This is a genomic window from Campylobacter sp. DY7 (assembly GCF_057802535.1).
The window spans coordinates 1-23,202 of the sequence record NZ_JBYJAU010000020.1; the positions used below are offsets into that span (position 1 = coordinate 1).

Genomic DNA, 23,202 nt, shown 5'->3' on the forward strand with positions numbered 1-23,202 from the left:
TAGGAATTACTAAAAAATATTTAGATTTTATAGAAGAAAAAGCATTAATTAAAAAGCTAATTTCTAAACTTTTTAAGAATATTTTTTCAAGTATTAAAAATAAACTTTAAAGCAAATTCCTAATTCAAATTCTTTTATTTTTTAGGAATTTGAAATAGGAATTACTTTGTGTTTTCAAGCTCTTTTAATAGATTTTTACAAGAATTGTTTAAAATTATATAAACTTCTTCAAAATTACCTGTATACCAAGGATCAGGAACATTTTTATAACCTAAATCGCAATATTTACAAATAGGCTTTACCTTGTCTTTAAACTCAGGATATGCTGAAATTACATTATTGTAATTACTCTCATCCATTGTAAGTATTAAATCAAACTCTTCGCAGTGCTTTAAACTAAGCTTTTTAGATACGAAACCACTGCAAGCTATGTTTTTTGATTTTAGAAGTTTTTTCGTTCCATCATGCATATCTTCTCCGTCGTGATAACCTGCAGTTCCTGAGCTTGAGATTATATAATTTTTATCTTTTGCTAAGTCTTTCATAACAAACTCAGCCATAGGAGAGCGACAAATATTACCTAAACAAACAAACATAATTTTCATTTTATTTTCCATTTAAAAAATCCTGTAAATCTTTACCAATCGGAGCTAGTTTTCCATCTTTTACATGAACTAATTTTACGATAGCTTCAAAAATTGCTTTATCATCTTTATAAATAACTTGTTTTAATTCTAAGCAGTATTTATCAAATCCCATAGGAATATTTTTAACTTCTAAAATATCTCCTAATTTTGCAGGAGCTTTGTAAATTGCTTTTATTTCTCTTAATGCAAAAGGATTGTTTTCTAAAAAATTCTTACCTTCATTTGCAAAAAACCATTCGCTTCTAGCTCTTTCGCAATATTTTAAATAATTTGTATGATAGACAATTCCCATACAATCAGTATCTTCATAATAAACTCTAATTTGCATGTTATTTCCTTTTGTAAGTAAAGAGTATGGCTATAAGCCGGGTTTTGTCTTGGATAATCATTTATCTACTTGCTATTTCACAATAGCACTCTAGCGAAGGGTAAAAAATATAAGATTAAAACCACCCCTTCTTGCTGCAGGTTGGGTTTATAAGCTGATTTGCTTTTCCTTGCAAAATCACTGGTGGGCTCTTACCCCGCCGTTTCACCTTTACTAATTTCTTAGTAGTCTGTTTTCTGTTACACTTTCCCTTAGGTTGCCCTAGCCATCTGTTAGATGGAACCTTATCTTATTGCAGCCCGGACTTTCCTCTTAATTAAAAGCGATTATCCACCATACTCTTACGCCATTTTAACCAAGCTTGTTTAAGATAAAGAAAATTAAAGGAGCAAAAATGTATAAATATGTTTTACATTACCCAGCAGGAAATACCACAGCTTTGGTTTTTGGTTACAATGATTTAGATTTTAAGCAAATAAATGATGAGATTTTAGCTAAGCATAAAGATGTAGAGCAGGTTGGTTTTATATTTATGAATAAGCTTAGAATGGCAGGTGGAGAGATTTGTTTTAATGCTTTAAGGTGTGCAGCAAAATTTATTTTAGATTTTGATGATACAAAAGAAACAATTATTAAAATGAATGATAAAGAATATCAATGTGGAATTAATGATAATTCTTTTATAAAAGAAAGCGAACTTAAGCAAAAATATGAAAATAAAAAATTTTATTATATGAGAATTAGCGATAATTATGAGATTAATAAAATTAGTGATTATGAATACTTCGTTGATTTAGGCGATATTTTTCATGTTGTTTATACTAAAGAATTAGATTTAAATAAAATTGATTTAAAAGAATATGCTTATTCTTATTTTAAAGAGCATAATTTATTGGATAAAAAGGCTTGTGGTTTTATGTATTTACATAATAATTGCTTAGAGCCTATTGTGTGGGTAAGAGATATAAAAACTTTATTTTACGAGAGCGCTTGTGGGAGTGGAAGTTTTTCTAGCTTTTTATATATTAATAAGATTTTAAATAAAGATTATTTAGCTTTAAAACAACCATCAAATGAGTATTTGTTTTTAAGAAAAGTTGATGATTTGATTGAGATTAGTTCAATTATTGAAGATATTACTTAAGCTAATTCCTATTCTAAATTCTTTAAGAATTTAACTAAAGAGCCTTAAGCTCTTTAGAACATTAATCCATCTTCTTCTTGCTGTTTTAAGATATCGTTTCTGCTAGCTTTTGGTAAAGGAGATTTATCAGTATAAAACCAAGCTTTACCATCTATTACTCTTCTGCTTACACCTTTTGGAATATCAAAATTTCTTTTAATATTTGGATGTGCTGCTAAGTATTTTTGCATAAAGTATCTAAATACAGGAGCGGCAGTTCTAGCACCGCCTTCGTAATATTTCATAGGTTTATTATTATCATTTCCATACCAAGTAATTACTTGAATACTAGGAGTAAAGCCTACAAACCAAGCATCTATACTTTTATTTGAAGTTCCTGTTTTACCTGCTATTTCAATTCCTGCAACTCTAGCACCGCCACCAGTTCCAGCTGCAACAACATTTTTCATCATATCTATCATTAAATAAGTTTGCTCAGGTTTTACAAACTCAACTGCTTCTTTAGTTTCTAGTTTAACTTCATTACCAAATTTATCAGTTACTTTTGTAATTAGTTTAATAGGTTGCTTTGTTCCGTAGTTTGAAATAATGCTATAAAGCTCAGCGTATTCATAAGGACTAACTCCGAATGAGCCAAGACCTATTGATAAATCTTGTGGAACATTAGTAAAGCCGTATTTTGTGATTGTTTGATGAACATAGCTAAGGCTTGTATCTAATAAAAGGTTGATTGTAGCTAAGTTTCTACTCTTAGTTAAGGCTTCTTTTAAGGTAATTAAACCATTAAAATCTCTTCCGTAGTTTTTAGGCTTCCATATCATTCTTTTGCCTTGAGCATCACGAGTTTCAAAAACTCTTGCAATATCTGCTATTTCACTAGCAGGTGAGTAGCCAAGATTTAATGCGCTAAGATATACAAAAGGCTTAAAGCTTGAGCCAACTTGTCTATTACTCATAGTAGCGCGGTTAAAATTACTCTTATAATAATCAACCCCACCAACTAAAGCTAAAACATCTCCACTTTTTGGCTCAGTTACAATCATTGCACCATTTATTTGGTTTAAATCAATATCTTTATCTCTTTTAATAAGCTCATCATAACCAAATTTAATAGCTTCTTCTGCGATTTTTTGAGTATCTAAATCAATGCTAAGCTCAACCTTATATCCACCTGTTTTAATATCATTTATTCCCATTGCTTGAAGCTGTCTTATAGCTTCATCTACAACATAAGGAGCTTTATTTTGAGTTAAACTCTCATCATATACAATAGGTTTTAAAGCTACGTTTTGTTTATATTCAGCTTCGCTAATCCAACCTAAATCATACATTCTTTTAAGCACTGCATTAGCACGAGAAAGTGATAAATCTATTCTTTTTGTTGGATCATAAGTGCTTGGTGCTTTTGGTAAGCCTACTAGCATTGCCATTTCTTTAAGGCTTAATTCATCTAATTCTTTATGAAAATATCCAGCTGCAGCTGTTTTTATCCCATAATATCCGTGCCCTAAGAAGATAAAGTTTAGATATCTTTCTAAAATTTGCTCTTTTGTTAGGTTTTTTTCAATTTCATAGCTAATTAGTGCTTCATTTATTTTTCTTTTAATACTCTTTTCATTTGTTAGATAATGGTTTTTTACAAGCTGTTGAGTTAGGGTTGATGCACCTTCTGCTAAGCGACCTTTTTGAATATCTTTAATGATTGCTCTAAAAATCGCGTCAATATTAATTCCTTCATGCTCAAAAAAGCTAGTATCCTCAATAGCAATTAATGCTTCAATAAGCCTTGGTGGAATTTCTTCAAATCTAGCATAAGCTCTGTTTTCATTAAATACATTCGCAAGTAGATTGCCATTTCTATCATAAAATTGAGTTGTAAGGTCTAAATCAAATTCCTTATAATCAATATCCTTGCTTTCTACTACATTTAGAAAATATCCTAAAATTAAGCAACCTATAATTCCACAAATAGCTATAAAATAAACAAAATATTTCAATAAAATCTCCTTAAATCATCGTGCTTATTAGCAAAGCAAATAATACACCTATACAAGAAATCAAAATGTTTAATGGTATGAAATAATAAACAATTAATGCAATTTTTTCGCTACATACTAATAATTTATTTTCTTTTTCTTTTTCACATAAAATAAATTGATAATAAATATATAATAAGTTTAGTGTAGCAAAAGCATAAAGCGACCATTGCGTAGAAGCTAAAGTGCTAAATAACGGGTCATTACTATTGTTTATCATAACAAAAACAGCACTAAAAGCCATTATCGCCATTAAGATAAAAAAAGCATAGATTTGTTTTTTTAAATTTTTTAAAGTTTTTTGCAAATCTTCTTCGTTTTCACATAAATAAAAACTAGCATTTGCCCTAATGCCTATATGAAGACCTATAAAGCAAATGCCTGCTAATAAATGTATATATGGTAAAATTAAGCTATCAAGCCCTAGCATAAAGCCTTCTTAATCTCATCTTTTGCTAAAGCTAAAGCTTCGTTTAATTTGCTAGTATCTTTTGCGCCTGCAGTAGCGAAATCATCTCTACCACCGCCGTTTCCACCTAAAAATTGTGCGATTTGCTTAGCTAAAATCCCAGCTTTAATATTTGTATTTTTTGAACCAACTGCTATGCTTACTTTATCGTCTTTGCCTGATATTAAAACAATCACAGCTTTATCAAATTTATTTTTAAACTCATCGATGTCTGTTTTAATATCAAAACCATTAAATTCACTTACACAAACATTAACTCCGTTTATTACTTCATTATTTAAATTATTTGAGCCGTTTTTTAAAGCTTGTTTTAGTTCTTTAATTTCAGCTTTTAAACTCTCTACGCTTTTTAAAATATCATTAGTTTTTAGGCTTTTTTTAATGTTTTCAAATTCCGAAATTAAATTCTTTGTATATTCTTTAGCTGCTTTGCTTGCTATTGCTTCAATTCTTCTAACACCTGCACTTACACCACTTTCTTTAAGAATAATAAAATCTCCAATAACAGCTGTATTTTTAACGTGAGTTCCACCACAAAGTTCAATGCTATCTCCTAAGCTTAAAACCCTTACTTTATCGCCGTATTTTGTATCAAATAATGCCATTGCACCGCATTTTTTAGCACTTTCAATATCAGTTATTTGTATTTTTGCATCATCAGCTTTATAAATCATATCATTTACAATATCACTAATTTGCTTTAATTCATCTTCGCTTAATGAACGAGTGAAGTTAAAGTCAAATCTAAGTCTATTAAAATCTACAAATGAACCTGCTTGAGTTGCATTTTCGCCTAAAACTTTTCTTAATGCGTAATGTAATAAGTGAGTAGCACTGTGATGTCTTGCAATCTCTGCTCTTCTTTCGGTATCAATCTTGATTATTAATTCATCATTTATATTAAACTCGTCAACAATTTCAACTAAAGCTAAATTAATATCAAAAAACTTTTCAACTTCAAGCACATTTGCCACTAATTTATCATTTTTATAAATGCTACCTAAATCGTAATTTTGTCCACCACTTGTAGCATATAACGGAGTTTTATCAAACATTAACCAAGCTTTTTTACTCTTAATTCCTATTTTAAATTCTTCATCTAAAGCAGCTAATAATTTTGCTTTAATTTCAGTATTTTCATAGCCAACAAACTCATTTACCCCAAACTTATCTAAAAGCTCTTTAAAATCTCCGTGAGTTGCTTTATCTCCACTACCTTTCCAGTTTGCTTTAGCTAATTCTCTTTGTTTTGCCATTAATTCATTAAATTTATCTTCATCAATTTTAAGATTTTTTTCTCTTAGCATATCAAGAGTTAAATCAAGCGGAAAACCATAAGTATCATATAATTTAAATGCTACTTCACCACTAAAAATATCTTTTGTATTTTTAAGCTCTTCATTAAATATATTCATTCCATTTTCAATTGTGTTTAAAAATCTTTCTTCTTCGCTTAATAATTGTTCTTTTACAAAAGATTTTTTCTCATTTAAATATGTGTAGTGATTACCCATTAATTCACATACAACATCTACTAATTTATACATAAATGCACTCTTAAAGCCAAGCAAATATCCATGTCTTAAAGCTCTTCTTACAATGCGGCGTAAAACATAGCCCCTTCCTTCTTTATCAAAAGTTACACCTTGAGCTAATAAAAATGTAGCTGAACGAATATGATCAGCAATTACTCTAAAACTTGCACCACTTTTATACTCATAAGTCTTATTAGCAAGTTTTGCAATTTCATTGATTATTGGCATAAATAACGAGCTATCAAAATTACTAAATTTTCCTTCTTTAATAGCGCTCACACGCTCAAGCCCCATTCCTGTATCAATGCTAGGTTTTGGTAGTTTTGTCATGCTTCCATCTGAATGCTTTTCAAATTGCATGAAAACTAGGTTCCAAATCTCAAGGAATCTATCTCCATCTCCACCCATATAATCTTCATCGCTTTTAAAATTTTCTTCACCTTGATCGTAAAAAATCTCACTACATGGACCACATGGACCAGTATCACCCATTTGCCAGAAATTATCTTTATCTCCAAACTTATAAATACGCTCTTTGTCAATATGTTTTTGCCACATATTATAAGCTTCATCATCGTTTTCATGAACTGTTACATAAAGCCTATCTTTAGGTAATTTTATAACTTCAGTTACAAACTCCCACGCATAAGCAATAGCTTGTTCTTTAAAATAATCACCAAAAGAAAAATTTCCTAACATTTCAAAAAATGTATGGTGTCTTGCAGTATAACCAACATTATCTAAGTCATTGTGCTTTCCACCTGCACGAATACATGTTTGACAGCTTGTTTTTCTAGGTGGATTTGGGCGTGGCACTTCACCTGTAAAAATACTCTTAAAAGGAACCATACCTGCATTTGCAAAAAGTAGTGTCGCATCATCAGGAACAAGCGGACTTGATGGGGTAATTTCATGACCTTTACTTGCAAAAAAATCCAAATATTCTTTTCTTATATCCATTTTATATCCTTATAAATTTTCTTAAATCATATCAATTTTTTTTAACTTATTGAATATTGCTTAACATTTTTTCATAAGTTTCTTTATTGTTTTTGCTTGTTTTAAAAACTAAAGATGTAATTATTATAAAAATACTTGCAATTAAAAATGCAGGTATAATTGAATAAAGTTCAAAAATACCACCAAAATCTTTTAGATTTTCCCATATTAAAACACAAATAGCTCCAGAGCTCATTCCACTAATTGCACCAATTTTTGAAGTTTTTTTCCAAAATAAAGCAAATAAAATAACACTACCAAATGAAGCACCAAACCCAGCCCAAGCATGAGCTACAATATCAATTATGCTTGAGTTTTTATCAAATGATATTAAAAGTGCAATAAAAGAAATTGCTAAAACACTAAGTTTTGATAAAAACATAATTTTTTCATTACTTGCATTTCTTTTTAAAACTTTTTTATAAAAATCTTCAACAATAGCAGAGCTTGATACTAAAAGTTGAGAACTAGCAGTACTCATAATAGCAGCAAGTATTGCACTAAGTAAAACTCCTGCTACCCAAGGATTAAATAATATTTGGCTCATTAGAATAAAAATTCTATCTTTATCCATCAAGTTTAATTTAAACTCATCTAAATAAGCAATACCTAAAAATCCTATCATAATAGCTGCAAATAACGATATAACCATCCAAGAAATACCAACGAGTGTTGCTACTGGAATATCTTTAATATCTCTTATAGAAATAAATCTTATTAGAATATGAGGTTGTCCAAAATACCCTAAACCCCAAGCTAAAGATGAGATTATAAACATTGTATTTTGGCTCATTGAAATATAGTTTTTATTATTGTTTGTTCCTACTTTTTCAATAATTTCTATTGTATTATTTACTCCACCTAATGCTTTAAGCATAACAACAGCAATAATTACTAAAGCTAGCATCATAAGTAAGCCTTGAATTAAATCAGTCCAACAAACTGCTTTGTATCCACCTAAAAAAGTATAAGTTACTATTATAAAAGTTATTATAAAAAGCCCATAAAAATAATTTATATTAAATACTTCTTCAAATAATTTAGCACCAGCTACAAAGCCACTTGAAATATATATAGTAAAAAATATAAGTATTACGAAGGCACAAATTATTCTTAATACTCCACTTTTATCATCAAATCTAGTTTCAAAAAAATCAGGAATAGTTATACAATTTTGTTTAATATCAGTATAAATTCTAAGTCTTTTTGCAACAAATAGCCAGTTTAATAAAGCTCCTATGCTAAGTCCTATTGCTATATATGATTTTGCTAATCCGTCAAGCAAAATAGCAGCAGGTAAGCCCATAAGTAGCCAAGAACTCATATCAGATGCACCTGCACTAAGAGCTGATAAGACAGGACCTAAGCTTTTGTTTCCTACAAAATAATCGCTAGAAGTTTTGTTTTTTCTTCTAAAATAAACGCCAATTCCTATCATAAGCAAGCTATAAGCAATAAAATCGATTATGATAGGCAAACTAAGTTCAATATTTTCTAAATTACTCATTATTTTCCTTTTGCAAAAGTTTTAATATATAAAAAAATTTTTAAAAATCATTTAAAACAAAAATTTAATTTTTAAAAGCTTATTTTACTTACAATTTAAGTTATCTAAATACAATTAGCCTTTTATTTTTTAAGGACAACATATGTTAGCATTCTGTGATTTAAAATCTCAATATTTAAAATACAAAAACGAAATTGATGAAAGAATTCAAAATATATTAAATAATTCAAGTTTTATAGGTGGGGCTGAAGTTGCTTTATTAGAAGAAAACTTAGCTAATTTTGTAAAATCAAAATACGCATATTCATGCTCAAATGGAACAAGCGCTTTATATATAGCTTTAAAAGCTTTAGGTATTAAAGAAGGCGATGAAATAATTACTAGCCCATTTACATTTATTGCAAGCTCTGAAATGATAGCCTTAATAGGTGCTAAGCCTGTTTTTGTTGATATTAGTGATGTTGATTATAACCTTGATATTAGCAAAATTGAAGAAAAGATTAGTCCTAAAACTAAAGCTATTTTAGCTATTTCTATCTTTGGTCAAATGCCTGATTTAAATTCTTTGAAAAAGATATGTAAAAAACATAATCTTTATTTAATAGAAGATGCAGCACAAAGCTTTGGGGCTAGAAATGATTTAGGAGAATTTTCTTGTAATATTGCTGATATTAGTACAACTAGTTTTTTCCCATCAAAACCACTTGGCTGTTATGGTGATGGCGGTGCTATTTTTACTAATAATGATGAATTAGCTAAAAAAGTAAAATTACTAATAAATCATGGAAGTGAAATAAGATATCAGCATGAAATTATAGGCTTAAATGCAAGACTTGATGCAATTCAAGCTGCAGTATTGAATGTAAAATTAAAGTATTTTGATGAAGAAATTACAAAAAGAGTTAATTTAGCAAATACTTATAGTAAAAATCTAAAAAACTGCATTACTCCACAAGTAAAGGCTAATTATTTAAGCGTTTGGGCTCAATATAGCGTAAGGGTTAAAAATAGAGATTTAGTGATTAAAAAGCTCAATGAAAATGGCATTCCAACAGCTATTCATTATCCTATCGCTCTTTATAAACAACCTTGTTTTAAATATTTAGAATATAATGAAAAAGATTTTAAAGTTTGCGAAGATGTAACTAATGAGATTTTATCATTGCCATTTTCGGCATTTTTAGATATAAAGGATCAAGAAAAAATAATTGAAATTTTTAATAAAGGAGAATAAATGAGAAAATTAGACCAAGTAGGCTCATTCTTAAGACCTGCGAAATTAAAGGCTGCAAGAAGTGACTTAGCAAATGGAAAAATAAGTCAAGAAGAACTTAGAGTTATTGAAGATGAGTGTATTAAAGAATTGCTACTTGAGTGTGATAAAAATAATGTTTATTATTTAAGCGATGGAGAATTTAGACGCTCTTGGTGGCATTTAGACTTTTATTGGGGATTTAGTGGGGTTATTAAGATTATTAAAGAAAAAGGCTATGTATTTAAAGGTATTGAAACAAGAGCAGAAGGCGTAAAAATAGTTGGCAAAATTGAGTGTAAAGACCATCCTTTTATAAAAGATTTTGCAAGATTAGTGCAGATTGCAAAAGAGCTAAATATAGACACAAATCGCTTAAAACTTACAATTCCAAGCCCAGCAATGTTTATTTATATGCTATTTATTAGGGGTGGATTTAATGTGGAATTTGAATATTATGGCAAAGATTATGCAAGGCTTAAAGCTGATATTTTAAAAGCTTACGAAGATTTTTATAATGAATTTAGCAAAGTAGGTGGGGTTTATTTACAACTTGATGATGTTAGCTTTGGTTCGTTTTGTGATGATGATTTTAGAGCAAATTTAGAAAAAAATGGTCTAAACGCAGATGAATGCACCAAAGAATATGTAGAGTATTTAAACAAAAGCTTAGAAACTATGCCAAAAAATATTACAACAGCAATTCATATTTGTAGAGGAAACTATAGAAGCCATTTTAGTGCAAGTGGTGGATATATTAAAGTAGCAAAAGAATTATTTGCAAAGCTTAATATAGATAAGTTTTTCTTAGAATTTGATAGCGATAGAGCTGGTGGATTTGAACCTTTAGAATATATTAAAAATCAAACAGTAGTTATAGGGCTTTTAACTACGAAAGTAAAAGAAAGTCCTAGTTTAGATGAGTTGGTATCAAGAGCATTTGAAGCTAAAAAATATCTAAAATCTTCTCAGATTGAGTTTAGCACACAATGTGGCTTTAGCTCTACTGAAGAAGGAAATGAGATTGATGTGGCAACTCAATGGGAAAAAATTAATTTATTAAATAAATTAAATGAAACTTTAGAAAATCAAGGATTTTAATGAATATAGCATTAATTGGGCTTGGTGTAATGGGAAAAAACCATTATACCGAGCTTAGAAAAAAAGATATAAATTTATTTTGTTACGATGTGATAAAGCCTGAATGGATAGAAGATGAGCTTTATTTTTCTAACTTAGATGAATTATTAAGCAATAAAATTGATGGAGCTATTATTGTAGTTCCTACTAAATATCATTATGAAGTATTTTTAAAATTAAGTGAAAAAGTAAAATATATATTAATAGAAAAGCCACTTAGCTTTAATTTAGATGAAGCTTACGCAATTAAGCAAAGTGGGGTAAATGTTGCTGTTGGTTTTTGTGAAAGATTTAATCCTGTTAGCTTAGAGTTTTTAAAACAAAGTCAAGGCGAAGAGATAAAATATGCAAGTTTTATAAGAGCATCTAAAAAACCAGCAAGAATTAGTGATGTTGGAGTTGATTTAGACCTTTGCGTTCATGATATTGATTTGGCTAATTTTTTTGGAATTAAAGCTGAGTTTAATATAAGCAAGATTAATAATCCTTGCACGCAAATTAAGCTTAATTCTAATAATCTTGATATTTTAGCTTCGTGGGAGTTTAATAGTAGAATTAGAAAAGCATTTATTAATACTAATGTTTCAAGCTACGAGCTAGACTTTTTAAACTCAAAATTGATTAAAGATGAAGTTGTAATGGAACTTAAAAGCCATTCAAGTTTATCAAGAGAGCAAGATGAATTTATTAACTACATAAAAACAAATAATTTAGGATATTTAGCAAGCGTAGATGATGCTATTTATACTCAACAAATTTTATAATTCCTATTTCAAATTCCTTTAATTTTTTTTGTATATTTAAAGGAATTTGAGAAGTAAATTTTTACACAAAATTATCATTAAAATAAAAAGAATTTGAATTCGGAATTACAATTTTATAAAACTAATTCCTATTTCAAATTCTTTTGGAATTTAAAATAGGAATTTGATTATTTTGTTTTGTCTTTATGAGAAAATAAAAGTGCTTTATAATCGTCTTTTAAGAAGTCTATATTATAGCTTAAAAACATTTCATGCAATTGCTTGCAAGCTCTAGGTAATTTCTTAGGATTGAAAGCCGGTTGAATATATAATTCATCTTTTACAAACATAAGTATAAAGCAAGGCTTATTATCACTTGAATTAAATTCGTAATAATGAGTATGTTTATTACCTACATTAGTCATTTTTGAGATATTTATACCTTCATCATCTTTAAAATAATCACCCTTACTTACATAATAAGTATTTAAATCATTTATTAAGGTTTTAAAATTATTAACTTGAGCTACATTATATGCGTCATCTCTAATGATGCTTATTTTATAAATCACAACTGAAGCAAGTATTGCGATTATAATAATTACAAAAATTAGCTCAATTATGGTAAAAGCTTTTTTCAAGCCCTTACCTTATCTAAAACACCATTTATAAGCTTTGGTGCGTTATCGCTTGCGTATTCTTTTGCAAGTTCTATTGCTTCATTTATAATTACTGCTTTATCTGTTTTTGTAAATAATAATTCATAAACCCCAAGTCTTAATATAGCTTTTTCCATTCCGCCTAGATTATTTACTTCATTGCTTTCTAAAATACCTTTTAAGCATTCATCAATTTTGCTTAAATTATTTTGAACTCCATTAAATAATTCTAACGCCCATTCACGAATAGCATTTCTAATTTTATGCTCTTCTAAATAATCATTCACATGTTCGCTATTTTGAACATAATCAAACGAATAAAGCAAACTTACAACGGTCATTCTAGCTTGATGTCTAGTTGCCATTTTGAACTCTTTTTAGGTTTAGCATTTCAATAGTAGTTACCATTGCTTCATAGCCTTTATTACCACTTTTAATTCCTGCTCTATCCATAGCTTGTTCTGTTGTATTAGTGGTAAGTACACCAAAACTAATAGGAGTATCATTTGCTAGAGTAATTGCTGCAACTCCTTTGGTGCATTCTGCTGCTACATAGTCAAAATGAGGTGTATCTCCACGAATTACAGCACCAAGAACAACTATTCCATCATATCCTTGTTTAACAGCTTGCTTTAATGCAAAAGGTAGTTCAAATGCACCAGGAACAAGTATTAAATCAAGCTTACTCTCATCCCCACCAAAACGAACAAAAGCATCTTTTGCACCTTCAACTAATTTATCAGTAATAAAACTATTAAATCTAGCATTTATAATTGCAAATCTTTCATTGCCATTTAATTTCAATTTTCCTTCAATAATATTCATAATTATCCTTTATTTAGTATTTTTAATAATAAATTAACCTTTGCTTCAAGCTCATCAGTTGCTATCATATTAGGTCCATCACATAAAGCTTCTTTTGGATTATAGTGTGTTTCAAAGAAAAATCCATCAACACCAACCCCAGCAGCAGCACGAGCAAGTGGCATTACAAAAGAGCTATCTCCACCGCTTTTTCCACCTGCAGCTCCAGGCATTTGAACGCTATGAGTTGCATCAAAAATAACAGGTGCGAAATTTCTCATAATTTTAAGCGATCTCATATCAACAACTAAATTACCATATCCTAGACTAGTGCCTCTTTCAACCACTAAAATACCAGCTTCTCTTGCCATTTGGTGAGCAAGTGAGAAATCACTATCAGCTAAATCATTATAAACTCTTTCACCTAAATCAGAGCTTGCAAAAAAGCTTTCATCATTAGTTGTATAGTTAAATCCTCTAGTTTGTGCAATCTTAGCAACACTATATCTCATATCGTTTGGATTTAAGAATTGTCCTTTTTTAATATTAATAATAGCTTTTGTTTTTGCAGCTGCAACTAATAAATCCGTTTGCCTACATAAAAACGCAGGAATTTGAAGTGTATCAACAACCTCGGCTGCAATGCTAGCTTGATGACTTTCGTGAATATCAGTTATTAATTTATAACCAAATTTAGATTTTACATCAGCTAAAATTTGCAAACCTTTTTCAAGTCCAGGCCCTCTAAAACTATCTAAACTTGTGCGATTTGCTTTATCAAAACTTGATTTAAAATAAAAATCAATTTGTGGATTTTTAGCTATTTTTTCTAATCTTTTTGCCACTTCCATAACAACTTCAGGACTTTCTATAACGCAAGGTCCTGCAAATAATATAATTTTTCTCATTTTTTATTATCCTTACTTAAGCTTATTCCTATACCGCCTATTAAAACGCAGATTATACCCGCTAAAACCATTAAACTTGGTAAATCATCTCCTAAAAGTATCCCTAGTAATAATGTAAAGACAACATCAATATAACCAACTCCTGCTACAACCCCTGCTTTTTTAGCTGCTTTATAGGCTTTTGTAACATATATTTGATATACAATTGAAAGACTTCCCATTAAAATTATCAATATCCATAATTTAAAATCATTTGGCATTACAAATTTTGCAAAAGCAAAATCAAAATGCTTAATCAAATCAGGATCTAAATATTCTCCACCAAGCATTGATAATATAGGTAAAATAGTTCCTAATATAAAAAAACTCGACGCTATAACTTCGGTATTATAATATTTTCCAAGTTCTCTTGCACTTGTAAGAGCTAGAGCTGCTGTAAGACCACTTAAAACTCCTAAAATTGAGTTTTTTATATCAAAACCAGTATGCAAGTGTTCTGGTGCTAGTGGCTGAATTATTAACATAACCCCACTAAAAGCTAAAAATAAATATAAAATACTTTTAATTCCTAGTTGCTCTTTAAAAAACAAAAACGCAATTAGTGCAACAAATAAAGGATTTGTTTTTTGAAAAGCAAAAGCTCCACCTAAAGAAATGTTTGCAACATTATAAAAGAAAAAATATAAAGAGATTGTTCCAATAAGACCACGAAAAAACAATAAAAAAAACTTACCACCTGATTTTTTATGTGGAATTTTATAAATTAAATAAGCGATAAAAATTACTCCGATTACATTTCTAAAAAACATAATCTCAACACTAGGCATATCATTTGCAAGTAGTTTTGCACTGCACCCCATGAGTGCAAATGCAAAACTAGCAATTACCATAAAATAAATCCCAAGATTTTTTCTGATAATTTTTCTAAATTTTTTCATTTAATTATCATAAAACCTTAGTTGCTGGAATTATATAAGGCATAAAGTATGCTATAAAGCTTACCCAAAGACCTATTAAGATAATCATAGCAATTGAGTATTTAATTGTATATTTAAATAACTCACTTTCGCGTCCAACAAGTCCAACAGCAGCGCAAGCAACTGCAATACTTTGTGGAGAAATCATTTTACCAACAACACCACCAGCACTATTTGCCGCTAAGAATAATGAATCAGCAAAGCCTAATTGATGAGCTGTAACTTGTTGTAATGAACCAAATAAAAGGTTTGCACTTGTATCAGAACCTGTTAAGAACACTCCAATCCATCCAATAATAGGTGAGAAGAATGTAAATGCTCCACCAGTTTGCGATAATGCAATTCCTAATGTTCCACTTGCTCCACTATAATCAGTAATTTTTGCAAAACCTACAACTAAACCAATAGTTAAAATAGGGAAAGCCATTTCTCTTAAAGTATCGTTAAAGCAAACTTTAGCATCATCAACTTTTACTTTTAGAATATAAATACTTGCAATTGCAGCAAATAAAATAGCTGTTCCTGGAGTATTAATTAATGGAATTCCTACGCTAAGTGCTTGAGTTCCTGCTTTACCACCTTCAACAAGTGATGGTTTAATTACTGCTAAATCACCTAAACTAGCAAATGATAATTTTAGGTTTGTAAATGCTAAAGCTGCATCAGTTCCAAATAAAGATTTAAACCAAGGTTGTGTCCAAACAACAATGAAGATAATTAATAAAATAAATGGAGACCAAGCATAAACAACTTCGCCTAAGCTAAGAGTTTTTACATCACTAAAATCAGTTTTACCATCAAATCTTACAATATTTTTAATTTTAAATGCTTTTACAGCAGCAGTTGTACATACTAATGAAACAACAGCTGAAATAATATCAGGTAATTCTGCACCTAAAAAGTTTGATGAGAAAAATTGAGCTATTGCAAAAGATGCTGCTGCAACGAATACGATAGGGAAAGTCTCACGAATACCTTTCATGCCATCCATTAAGAATATTATAAAGAATGGAACACAAAAACTAAGTGGAGGTAATATTCTTCCTACCATTTGAGAAATTGGGTGTGGATCAAGCCCTAAAGCACCTGCCATAGCAAGAATTGGAACTCCAATAGCACCAAAAGCAACAGGTGCAGTATTTGCTATCATACAATATCCAGCAGCTTGTAAAGGTCTTAGTCCAAGTCCTACTAGTAGTGCTGCAGTAATTGCAACAGGGCCACCAAAACCAATAGCACCTTCAAGGAATGCTCCAAAACAAAATCCAATGATGATTACTTGGATACGATGATCTGGAGTTATTGTCATAATGCTTTGCTTAATTACTTCAAATTGTCCTGATTTAATAGATAATTTGTAAAGAAAAATAGCTGCAATAATAATCCAAGCAATAGGCCAAATACCAGTAGTAAATCCTACTATAATACTAGCAAATGCTGCATTTACAGGCATTTTGTATGCAAAAACAGCTACTAAAATAGCTGCAACAACGGTTAAAAATCCTGCTACATAACCTTTTGTCTTAAATACAACAAGACAAAGGAAGAAGCATAATATTGGTAAGAATGCAACAAAAGCACTTAACCAAATATTACCTAATGGATTAAAGTTAGGTGTAAATTCCATGTTTTTCCTTTCAATAAAGTTTTAAGGTATTTTAAAATAAAAGGCTTAATTTAGCACAGAATAATAAAATACATAGGTAAAAAAGTAATTAAATTTAAAACTTGTTACAATTTGTAACAAATTAACTTATAAGTTTTTTTTGTTAAAATATTTTAGTAATTATTTTTTTGAAAGGTTATTTTATGAGAGGTTATACTATTTTTTCAGGCTCTGCTAATCTTGATTTTGCAAATAAAGTTGCTCAAAGATTAGATTGCAGATTAAGTGATGCAGGGATTAAACGCTTTAGCGATGGCGAAATTAGCGTTCAAATAGGAGAAAGTGTTCGTGGTAAAGATGTTTTTATTATCCAAAGCACTTGTGCTCCTGCAAATGATAATTTAATGGAATTATTAATTTTAAGCGATGCTTTAAAAAGAAGCTCGGCTAATTCAATTACAGCTGTGGTTCCATATTTTGGATATGCTAGACAAGATAGAAAAGCAGCTCCAAGAGTTCCAATTAGTGCAAAATTAGTTGCTGATTTAATGCAAACTGCAGGAATTAGTCGTGTAGCTACAATTGATTTACACGCAGGACAAATTCAAGGATTTTTTAATATTCCTGTTGATAATCTTTATGGAAGTATTATTTTTAACGAACACTTAAGACAAAGAGATTTAAGTAAAGCCGTAGTAGCAAGCCCTGATACAGGTGGAATTGTTCGTGCAAGAAGTGTTGCAAAAGCACTTGATTTAGATTTAGTTATCGTTGATAAACGCCGTGAAAAAGCAAACGAAAGTGAAGTTATGAATGTAATTGGCGATGTTAATGGTAAAGATGTAATTATTGTTGATGATATGATTGATACTGCTGGAACTATTGTTAAAGCTGCAGAAGTATTTAAGAAATTAGGTGCAAAAAGTGTAATTGCTTGCTGTACTCATCCAGTTTTAAGTGGAGCTGCATACGATAGAATAGAAAATGGTGCTTTAGATGAATTAATAGTAACTGATACAATACCACTTGCAAAAGAATGCAAAAAAATAACAATTTTAAGCGTTGCACCATTGTTTGGAGAAGTAATTCGCCGTGTTTATCACAATGAAAGCGTGAATGGATTATTTTCATAATTCCTATTTCAAATTCTTACACAAAAGCACCGAGTAATTTTCGGTGCTTAAAAGTTAAATATGCTATGTTATAACTGCTTAAAGCCAACATTTAAAATATTTTGTTCTAAATGTGAAAAAGAATTTAAACAACTTGAATGTAAAAGAAGAATTTTAGATGATGGATTAGAAGTTATAAGTTTTTATAAATATTCAAAAATTAAAAATCTTTTAAGTCATAAACACTACATAAGTGGGTATTTTATTTTAAATAAATTAGCTTCATATTCTTATAAAAGATTTAGATTTAAAAACGAATTAGCTTATGCGATAGGTTTAGATGATGATATAAAAGAAGGCTATTCACATACAGCGATTTTGTTAAAAAATATGAAAGCAAATAATATTATCCCTTGTTATAATGTGATTAAGGCTAAAAACAAGGTGGTTTATAAAGGTAAAAGCCTTGCTTTTAGAAAGAAAAATAAAAGAAATTTTGAATTATTGAAAAATATTGATAAACCTGTGATTTTAGTAGATGATATTATTACAACAGGTGAGACTTTAAAACAAGCTCACGCAGTGCTTAAAAAAGCAAAAATAAATGTTCTTTTTGCCGTTGTATTAGCCGATGCGAAAGTTTAGTTTGCTAGTATAAAAAAATCTTTAACTTAAAGGAACACAATGAATTTATTTGATAATAGTGAAATTACTATTGTAGATATTGAAGATAGTATTAAGACAAGTTATCTAGATTATTCTATGTCAGTAATTATAGGTCGTGCATTACCTGATGCAAGAGATGGATTAAAACCTGTTCATAGAAGAATTTTATATGCTATGAATAAGCCAGAAGTTGGTGCTAGAACAAGATTTGTAAAATCAGCTCGTATAGTGGGTGATGTAATAGGTAAATACCATCCACATGGAGATACTGCTGTTTATGATGCTTTAGTTAGAATGGCTCAAGATTTTTCTATGAGATATCCAACTATTAAAGGACAAGGTAACTTTGGTTCAGTTGATGGCGATGGTGCTGCTGCTATGCGTTATACCGAAGCTAAAATGAGTGATTTAACTGAAGATTTATTAAAAGATATTGATGAAGATACAGTTGATTTTGTTCCAAACTATGATGGAAGAGAGTTTGAACCTGATGTATTACCTACTAGAGTTCCAAACTTGCTTTTAAATGGTTCTAGTGGTATTGCTGTTGGTATGGCAACTAATATTCCGCCACATAGTTTAGATGAATTAGTTGATGGACTTTTATATTTACTTAAAAACAAAAACGCTTCAGTAGAAGAAATAATGCAATTTATCAAAGGCCCTGATTTTCCTACCGGTGGAATAATCTTTGGTAAAAAAGGAATAATTGAAGCTTATAAAACAGGTCGTGGTAGAATAAAAGTAAGAGCGAAAACTCACATAGAGCAAAAAGGCAATAAAGAATTAATAGTAATTGATGAATTACCTTATCAAGTAAATAAAGCAAGACTTCATGAGCAAATTGCAGAGCTTGTTAAAGAAAAGCAAATAGAAGGCATTAGTGAAACAAGAGATGAGAGTGATAGAGATGGAATCCGCCTTGTAATTGAGCTAAAGCGTGATGCAATGAGTGAAATAGTTTTAAATAACTTATTTAAAAGCACCACAATGGAAACTACATTTGGTGTTATTATGCTTGCAATTCATAATAAAGAGCCTAAAGTATTTTCATTAATTGAATTACTTGATTTATTCTTAAATCATAGAAAAACAGTAATTATTAGAAGAACAATTTATGAACTAGAACAAGCTAAAAAGAGAGCCCATATTTTAGAAGGCTTAAAAATTGCATTAGATAATATTGATGAAGTTATTGCGCTTATTAAATCAAGTGCAGATACAGCAAGTGCTAAAGAAGGCTTGATGAATAAATTTGCTTTAAGCGAAGTTCAAGCTAGTGCTATTTTAGAAATGAGACTAAGCAGATTAACAGGTCTTGAGCGTGATAAACTTGAAGAAGAGTTAAAAGAATTATTAGCTACTATTGAAAGATTAAACGCTATTTTAAAAAGCGAAGAAAAAATTGAAGAAATCATTAATGATGAATTATTAGAACTTAAACATAAATATAAAGTTCCAAGAATTACAGAAATCGTTGATGATTATGATGAAATAGATGTAGAAGACTTAATACCAAATGAGCCTATGGTAATTACAATTACTCATCGTGGATACATTAAAAGAGTTCCTACAAAATCTTATGAAAAACAAAAGCGTGGTGGTAAAGGTAAGGTTGCAGTTACTACTTATGATGATGACTTTATTGAAAGCTTCTTTACAGCAAACTCACACGATACGCTAATGTTTGTTACCAATAAAGGTCAGTTATATTGGTTAAAAGTTTATAAAATCCCAGAAGGTAGTAGAACAGCAAAAGGAAAAGCTGTTGTAAATCTAATTAATCTATCTCCTGATGAAAAAATTATGGCGATTATTCCAACTACTGATTTTAGTAATGAAAAATCTTTAGCGTTCTTTACGAAAAATGGTTTAATTAAACGCACTAATTTAAGTGAATATAGCAATATTCGTTCAGTTGGAGTAAGAGCAATTAACCTTGATGAAAATGATGAATTAGTAAGCGTTTTAATAGCATATAATGATGCTAGTGAGATAGTAGAAGTTGATGAAAACGAAGAAAATACTGAAAATAATGTAGAAATCATTGAAGAAAACGAAGAAAATACTGAAAATAATGAAGAAAATCAAAATGTTGGAACAATGATTTTTGTAGCTACTAAAAAAGGTATGTGTATTAAGTTCCCACTAACAAAAGTTCGCCAAATTGGTCGTGTAGCTCGTGGTGTTACTGCAATTCGCTTTAAAGAAAAAGATGATTGTGTAATAGGTGCAGTTGTGATTGAAAATAACGAACAAGAGATTTTAAGCGTTAGCCAAAAAGGTATCGCAAAAAGAACTGATGCAGGTGAATATCGCTTACAAAGTCGTGGTGGTAAAGGTGTAATTTGTATGAAACTTACTCAAAAGACTAAAGACTTAGTAGGTATTGTAATCGTTGATGATACTATGGATTTAATGGCACTTACAAGTAGTGGTAAGATGATTAGAACTGATATGCAAAGTATTAGAAAAGCAGGGCGTAATACAAGTGGCGTTATCGTTGTAAATGTTGGAAGCGATGAGGTTGTAAGTATTGCAAAATGTCCTAAAGAAGAAGACGAAGAAGAAGTTGTAGAAGAAGAAACAGGGCTATTTGATGATAATTGATTTAATCATCTTAGCCTTTTCTTTAGGAATAGATGCGTTTTTCGTAGCACTTAGTATATGCTTGGTGCTACGAAACAATATAAAAAAATTAATTGTTTTTAGCTCTTTAGCAGCGTTTTTTCAAGCCTTTATGCCTATTATAGGTTATTACATAACTTATTATCTAAATACAAAATATATGAAGATAATTCAAGCAATTGATCATTATTTAATATTTTTTATTTTTGCTTTTTTATCTTATAAGTTATTTAAAGAATTTTTAGATGAAAATAAAGAAGAAATTAATATAAATTATTTTTCTTTATTTATGCTAAGTATTGCTACAAGTATTGATGCTTTAGGTGCTGGACTTATGATTTTTTCATTAAAATATGATTTGTTAATGTCTATTATTTTAATTTTTAGCATTACATTTTTAATGTGTATTTCAAGTTTTTTAATTAGTAAAATTAAGGCCAACAAAAAGATTTTACAACCCATAGGAAGTTTGCTTTTATTATTCTTAGCTTGCAAAATAGTTATTGTGCATATATTAGAAGATATATAACTTGTAAAATTGTAACAATTTTCATATTTTTTTAAAAAATTTCTTTTTAGATTTTTTATTTTTATATATCATACTCCTTTAACTTAGAAGGAGTATTTATGATAATAGGTTGTTTAAAAGAAATTAAAGACCAAGAATATAGAGTTGGGTTAACACCTTTAGATGTTGTTGAATATATTAATCATGGACATGAAGTTTTAGTAGAAAGCAAAGCAGGGGCTGGAATTGATATAAGTGATGAAGAATATATAAAAGCTGGAGCTAAAATTTTAACAAAAGAAGAAATCTTTGATAAAGCAGGAATGATTGTTAAAGTTAAAGAACCAATTGAGTGTGAATATAAATTCTTTAAAAAAGGGCAAATTTTATATACTTATTTACATCTTGCAGCAGATGAAAAGCTTACAAAAATGCTTATAGAAAAAGAAATCTCAGCATTTGCATACGAAACTATTCAAGAAGGAAAAAGCTTACCTTGTCTAGCTCCAATGAGCGCTATCGCAGGTCGTTTAGCAGTTATTCAAGGCTGTAAATATCTTGAGAAAACTTATGGTGGTAATGGTATGCTTCTTAGCGGACTTACAGGGGTTAAAAAAGGTAAGGTTGTGATTTTAGGAAGTGGTATGGTTGGATTAAATGCTGCACAACTTGCTTTTGGAATGGGTGCTGAAGTTGTAATTTTAGGTCGTGATGCAAATAGACTTGATTATATTGACCATGTATTTAACGGCAAAATCACTACACTTTATAGTAATATTACAAATATTTTAGATAGCGTAAAAGATGCTGATGTGGTTATTGGAGCAGCTTTAGTTCCTGGTGCAAAGACCCCTAAATTATTATCAAGAAAACATTTAAAACATATGAAAAAAGGTGCAGTAATTGTTGATGTTGCGATAGATCAAGGGGGTTGCTTTGAAACAAGCCGTGCAACAACTCACACAAATCCTATTTATGAAGTAGATGGAATTATTCATTATGCAGTTGCTAATATGCCAGGAGCAGTAGCAAAAACAGCTACTTTAGCTTTATTAAACGCAACAACTCCTTATGGTATAAAAATAGCAAACTTGGGAGTAGTTGGAGCTATTACTTGTTTTGAGAGCTTAAGACATGGATTAAATACTCATAAAGGCCATTGTACTCATGAAGGTGTTGCAGAAGCATTTAATTTAGAATATTTTAATCCTAATAATTTCATTGCAAAATAACTCAATTTCCTATTTCAAATTCCAAAAGAATTTGAAATAGGAATTTAAAAATAATATTTTGACCGCATTAAATTAAAAGTATTGATTTATTTTTACGCAAATTTAAATTAAATACAAACTTCATTTGCATTATTTTTAAATTTTAAAAATAGTCTTATGAGTGCTTAGAACAAATTAAAGTCTAATTCCTATTTCAAATTCTTTATTAAAAATATATACTAAAATAAAAGAAACTTCACTTAAGAAGTTTCTTTTAGCTTTTTAATGTAGTGTTTATTAAAACTTATTCTTCATTACAGATT

21 protein-coding genes and 1 other RNA gene are annotated in these 23,202 nt (G+C 29.6%); 9 read left to right on the plus strand and 13 right to left on the minus strand.

Annotation, left to right across the window (positions count from 1 at the left end):
* Positions 1-161: 161 nt before the first annotated feature.
* From AC1B00_RS08905 to rnpB, 3 genes are all read right to left on the minus strand, one after another.
* Positions 162-605 carry a low molecular weight protein-tyrosine-phosphatase gene (locus AC1B00_RS08905; RefSeq protein WP_488849346.1) on the minus strand — a complete coding sequence of 148 codons (444 nt, stop codon included), beginning with the start codon at positions 603-605 and terminating at the stop codon, positions 162-164.
* A 1-nt stretch (position 606) separates the two neighbouring features.
* The gene (locus AC1B00_RS08910) at positions 607-975 is read right to left on the minus strand and encodes a YbgC/FadM family acyl-CoA thioesterase (RefSeq protein WP_239816962.1); all 369 of its coding nucleotides are present in this window, start codon (positions 973-975) and stop codon (positions 607-609) included.
* A 17-nt stretch (positions 976-992) separates the two neighbouring features.
* An RNA gene (gene rnpB / locus AC1B00_RS08915) (RNase P RNA component class A) lies at positions 993-1,317 on the minus strand.
* Between the two features lie 52 nt (positions 1,318-1,369).
* On the opposite strand from rnpB, the gene AC1B00_RS08920 reads away from it, so the two are divergent.
* Positions 1,370-2,119 (plus strand): histidine racemase CntK family protein, encoded by a 750-nt coding sequence (locus AC1B00_RS08920; protein WP_488849349.1) that lies wholly within the window; start codon positions 1,370-1,372, stop codon positions 2,117-2,119.
* Between the two features lie 53 nt (positions 2,120-2,172).
* On the opposite strand, the gene AC1B00_RS08925 is transcribed toward AC1B00_RS08920, so the two are convergent.
* The 4 genes from AC1B00_RS08925 to putP are packed head-to-tail and all read right to left on the minus strand — an operon-like array spanning position 2,173 to position 8,665.
* Positions 2,173-4,122: a penicillin-binding protein 1A gene (locus tag AC1B00_RS08925; protein WP_488849377.1), complete on the minus strand. Its 1,950-nt coding sequence runs from the start codon at positions 4,120-4,122 to the stop codon at positions 2,173-2,175.
* Positions 4,123-4,126: 4 nt separating this feature from the next.
* Positions 4,127-4,585, minus strand: coding sequence for a hypothetical protein (locus AC1B00_RS08930; protein WP_239816960.1), 459 nt, complete (start codon positions 4,583-4,585; stop codon positions 4,127-4,129).
* Positions 4,579-7,119 carry an alanine--tRNA ligase gene (gene alaS, locus AC1B00_RS08935; protein ID WP_488849351.1) on the minus strand — a complete coding sequence of 847 codons (2,541 nt, stop codon included), beginning with the start codon at positions 7,117-7,119 and terminating at the stop codon, positions 4,579-4,581. Before alaS ends, AC1B00_RS08930 begins: the two co-directional genes overlap by 7 nt.
* A gap of 46 nt (positions 7,120-7,165) precedes the next feature.
* Positions 7,166-8,665, minus strand: a complete 1,500-nt coding sequence (gene putP / locus AC1B00_RS08940; RefSeq protein WP_488849353.1) for a sodium/proline symporter PutP — start codon at positions 8,663-8,665, stop codon at positions 7,166-7,168.
* 142 nt (positions 8,666-8,807) lie between these two features.
* Between putP and AC1B00_RS08945 the strand changes: the two genes are divergently transcribed.
* Genes AC1B00_RS08945 through AC1B00_RS08955 form a run of 3 tightly spaced genes read left to right on the plus strand, consistent with a single transcriptional unit; the run spans position 8,808 to position 11,821 of the window.
* On the plus strand, positions 8,808-9,899 hold the full coding sequence (locus tag AC1B00_RS08945; RefSeq protein WP_488849355.1) for a DegT/DnrJ/EryC1/StrS family aminotransferase: 1,092 nt from the start codon (positions 8,808-8,810) through the stop codon (positions 9,897-9,899).
* Complete coding sequence (locus AC1B00_RS08950) at positions 9,900-11,018, plus strand: 5-methyltetrahydropteroyltriglutamate--homocysteine S-methyltransferase (protein ID WP_488849357.1); 1,119 nt, start codon at positions 9,900-9,902, stop codon at positions 11,016-11,018.
* The gene (locus tag AC1B00_RS08955) at positions 11,018-11,821 is read left to right on the plus strand and encodes a Gfo/Idh/MocA family protein (protein WP_488849359.1); all 804 of its coding nucleotides are present in this window, start codon (positions 11,018-11,020) and stop codon (positions 11,819-11,821) included. The genes AC1B00_RS08950 and AC1B00_RS08955 overlap by 1 nt, the downstream gene beginning before the upstream one ends.
* Positions 11,822-11,988: 167 nt before the next feature.
* On the opposite strand, the gene AC1B00_RS08960 is transcribed toward AC1B00_RS08955, so the two are convergent.
* Genes AC1B00_RS08960 through AC1B00_RS08985 form a run of 6 tightly spaced genes read right to left on the minus strand, consistent with a single transcriptional unit; the run spans position 11,989 to position 16,775 of the window.
* Complete coding sequence (locus AC1B00_RS08960; RefSeq protein ID WP_488849361.1) at positions 11,989-12,441, minus strand: prepilin-type N-terminal cleavage/methylation domain-containing protein; 453 nt, start codon at positions 12,439-12,441, stop codon at positions 11,989-11,991.
* Positions 12,438-12,824, minus strand: a complete 387-nt coding sequence (gene nusB / locus AC1B00_RS08965) for a transcription antitermination factor NusB (protein ID WP_239816953.1) — start codon at positions 12,822-12,824, stop codon at positions 12,438-12,440. The genes AC1B00_RS08960 and nusB overlap by 4 nt, the downstream gene beginning before the upstream one ends.
* Positions 12,814-13,284, minus strand: a complete 471-nt coding sequence (gene ribH / locus AC1B00_RS08970; protein WP_488849364.1) for a 6,7-dimethyl-8-ribityllumazine synthase — start codon at positions 13,282-13,284, stop codon at positions 12,814-12,816. The genes nusB and ribH overlap by 11 nt, the downstream gene beginning before the upstream one ends.
* A gap of 2 nt (positions 13,285-13,286) precedes the next feature.
* Positions 13,287-14,171: a 3-deoxy-8-phosphooctulonate synthase gene (gene kdsA / locus AC1B00_RS08975; protein WP_239816951.1), complete on the minus strand. Its 885-nt coding sequence runs from the start codon at positions 14,169-14,171 to the stop codon at positions 13,287-13,289.
* Positions 14,168-15,109, minus strand: coding sequence for a DMT family transporter (locus AC1B00_RS08980; RefSeq protein ID WP_488849366.1), 942 nt, complete (start codon positions 15,107-15,109; stop codon positions 14,168-14,170). The genes kdsA and AC1B00_RS08980 overlap by 4 nt, the downstream gene beginning before the upstream one ends.
* 7 nt (positions 15,110-15,116) lie before the next feature.
* Positions 15,117-16,775 (minus strand): lactate permease LctP family transporter, encoded by a 1,659-nt coding sequence (locus AC1B00_RS08985; protein ID WP_488849368.1) that lies wholly within the window; start codon positions 16,773-16,775, stop codon positions 15,117-15,119.
* Between the two features lie 182 nt (positions 16,776-16,957).
* Between AC1B00_RS08985 and AC1B00_RS08990 the strand changes: the two genes are divergently transcribed.
* From AC1B00_RS08990 to ald, 5 genes are all read left to right on the plus strand, one after another.
* Positions 16,958-17,887, plus strand: a complete 930-nt coding sequence (locus AC1B00_RS08990; RefSeq protein WP_336611706.1) for a ribose-phosphate pyrophosphokinase — start codon at positions 16,958-16,960, stop codon at positions 17,885-17,887.
* 60 nt (positions 17,888-17,947) lie between these two features.
* Complete coding sequence (locus AC1B00_RS08995; RefSeq protein ID WP_488849371.1) at positions 17,948-18,511, plus strand: ComF family protein; 564 nt, start codon at positions 17,948-17,950, stop codon at positions 18,509-18,511.
* 39 nt (positions 18,512-18,550) lie between these two features.
* Complete coding sequence (gene gyrA, locus AC1B00_RS09000; RefSeq protein ID WP_488849373.1) at positions 18,551-21,142, plus strand: DNA gyrase subunit A; 2,592 nt, start codon at positions 18,551-18,553, stop codon at positions 21,140-21,142.
* Complete coding sequence (locus AC1B00_RS09005; protein WP_336611709.1) at positions 21,132-21,689, plus strand: manganese efflux pump MntP; 558 nt, start codon at positions 21,132-21,134, stop codon at positions 21,687-21,689. The genes gyrA and AC1B00_RS09005 overlap by 11 nt, the downstream gene beginning before the upstream one ends.
* A 98-nt stretch (positions 21,690-21,787) precedes the next feature.
* On the plus strand, positions 21,788-22,900 hold the full coding sequence (gene ald / locus AC1B00_RS09010) for an alanine dehydrogenase (protein WP_488849375.1): 1,113 nt from the start codon (positions 21,788-21,790) through the stop codon (positions 22,898-22,900).
* Positions 22,901-23,202: the final 302 nt, after the last annotated feature.

Coding starts and splice junctions, on each gene's coding strand:
- AC1B00_RS08905 (WP_488849346.1), bottom strand. CDS start 605: ATGAAAATTATGTTTGTTTGTTTAGGTAATATTTGTCGCTCTCCTATG.
- AC1B00_RS08910 (WP_239816962.1), bottom strand. CDS start 975: ATGCAAATTAGAGTTTATTATGAAGATACTGATTGTATGGGAATTGTC.
- AC1B00_RS08920 (WP_488849349.1), top strand. CDS start 1,370: ATGTATAAATATGTTTTACATTACCCAGCAGGAAATACCACAGCTTTG.
- AC1B00_RS08930 (WP_239816960.1), bottom strand. CDS start 4,585: ATGCTAGGGCTTGATAGCTTAATTTTACCATATATACATTTATTAGCA.
- alaS (WP_488849351.1), bottom strand. CDS start 7,119: ATGGATATAAGAAAAGAATATTTGGATTTTTTTGCAAGTAAAGGTCAT.
- putP (WP_488849353.1), bottom strand. CDS start 8,665: ATGAGTAATTTAGAAAATATTGAACTTAGTTTGCCTATCATAATCGAT.
- AC1B00_RS08945 (WP_488849355.1), top strand. CDS start 8,808: ATGTTAGCATTCTGTGATTTAAAATCTCAATATTTAAAATACAAAAAC.
- AC1B00_RS08950 (WP_488849357.1), top strand. CDS start 9,900: ATGAGAAAATTAGACCAAGTAGGCTCATTCTTAAGACCTGCGAAATTA.
- AC1B00_RS08955 (WP_488849359.1), top strand. CDS start 11,018: ATGAATATAGCATTAATTGGGCTTGGTGTAATGGGAAAAAACCATTAT.
- nusB (WP_239816953.1), bottom strand. CDS start 12,824: ATGGCAACTAGACATCAAGCTAGAATGACCGTTGTAAGTTTGCTTTAT.
- ribH (WP_488849364.1), bottom strand. CDS start 13,284: ATGAATATTATTGAAGGAAAATTGAAATTAAATGGCAATGAAAGATTT.
- kdsA (WP_239816951.1), bottom strand. CDS start 14,171: ATGAGAAAAATTATATTATTTGCAGGACCTTGCGTTATAGAAAGTCCT.
- AC1B00_RS08980 (WP_488849366.1), bottom strand. CDS start 15,109: ATGAAAAAATTTAGAAAAATTATCAGAAAAAATCTTGGGATTTATTTT.
- AC1B00_RS08985 (WP_488849368.1), bottom strand. CDS start 16,775: ATGGAATTTACACCTAACTTTAATCCATTAGGTAATATTTGGTTAAGT.
- AC1B00_RS08990 (WP_336611706.1), top strand. CDS start 16,958: ATGAGAGGTTATACTATTTTTTCAGGCTCTGCTAATCTTGATTTTGCA.
- AC1B00_RS08995 (WP_488849371.1), top strand. CDS start 17,948: ATGCTATGTTATAACTGCTTAAAGCCAACATTTAAAATATTTTGTTCT.
- gyrA (WP_488849373.1), top strand. CDS start 18,551: ATGAATTTATTTGATAATAGTGAAATTACTATTGTAGATATTGAAGAT.
- AC1B00_RS09005 (WP_336611709.1), top strand. CDS start 21,132: ATGATAATTGATTTAATCATCTTAGCCTTTTCTTTAGGAATAGATGCG.
- ald (WP_488849375.1), top strand. CDS start 21,788: ATGATAATAGGTTGTTTAAAAGAAATTAAAGACCAAGAATATAGAGTT.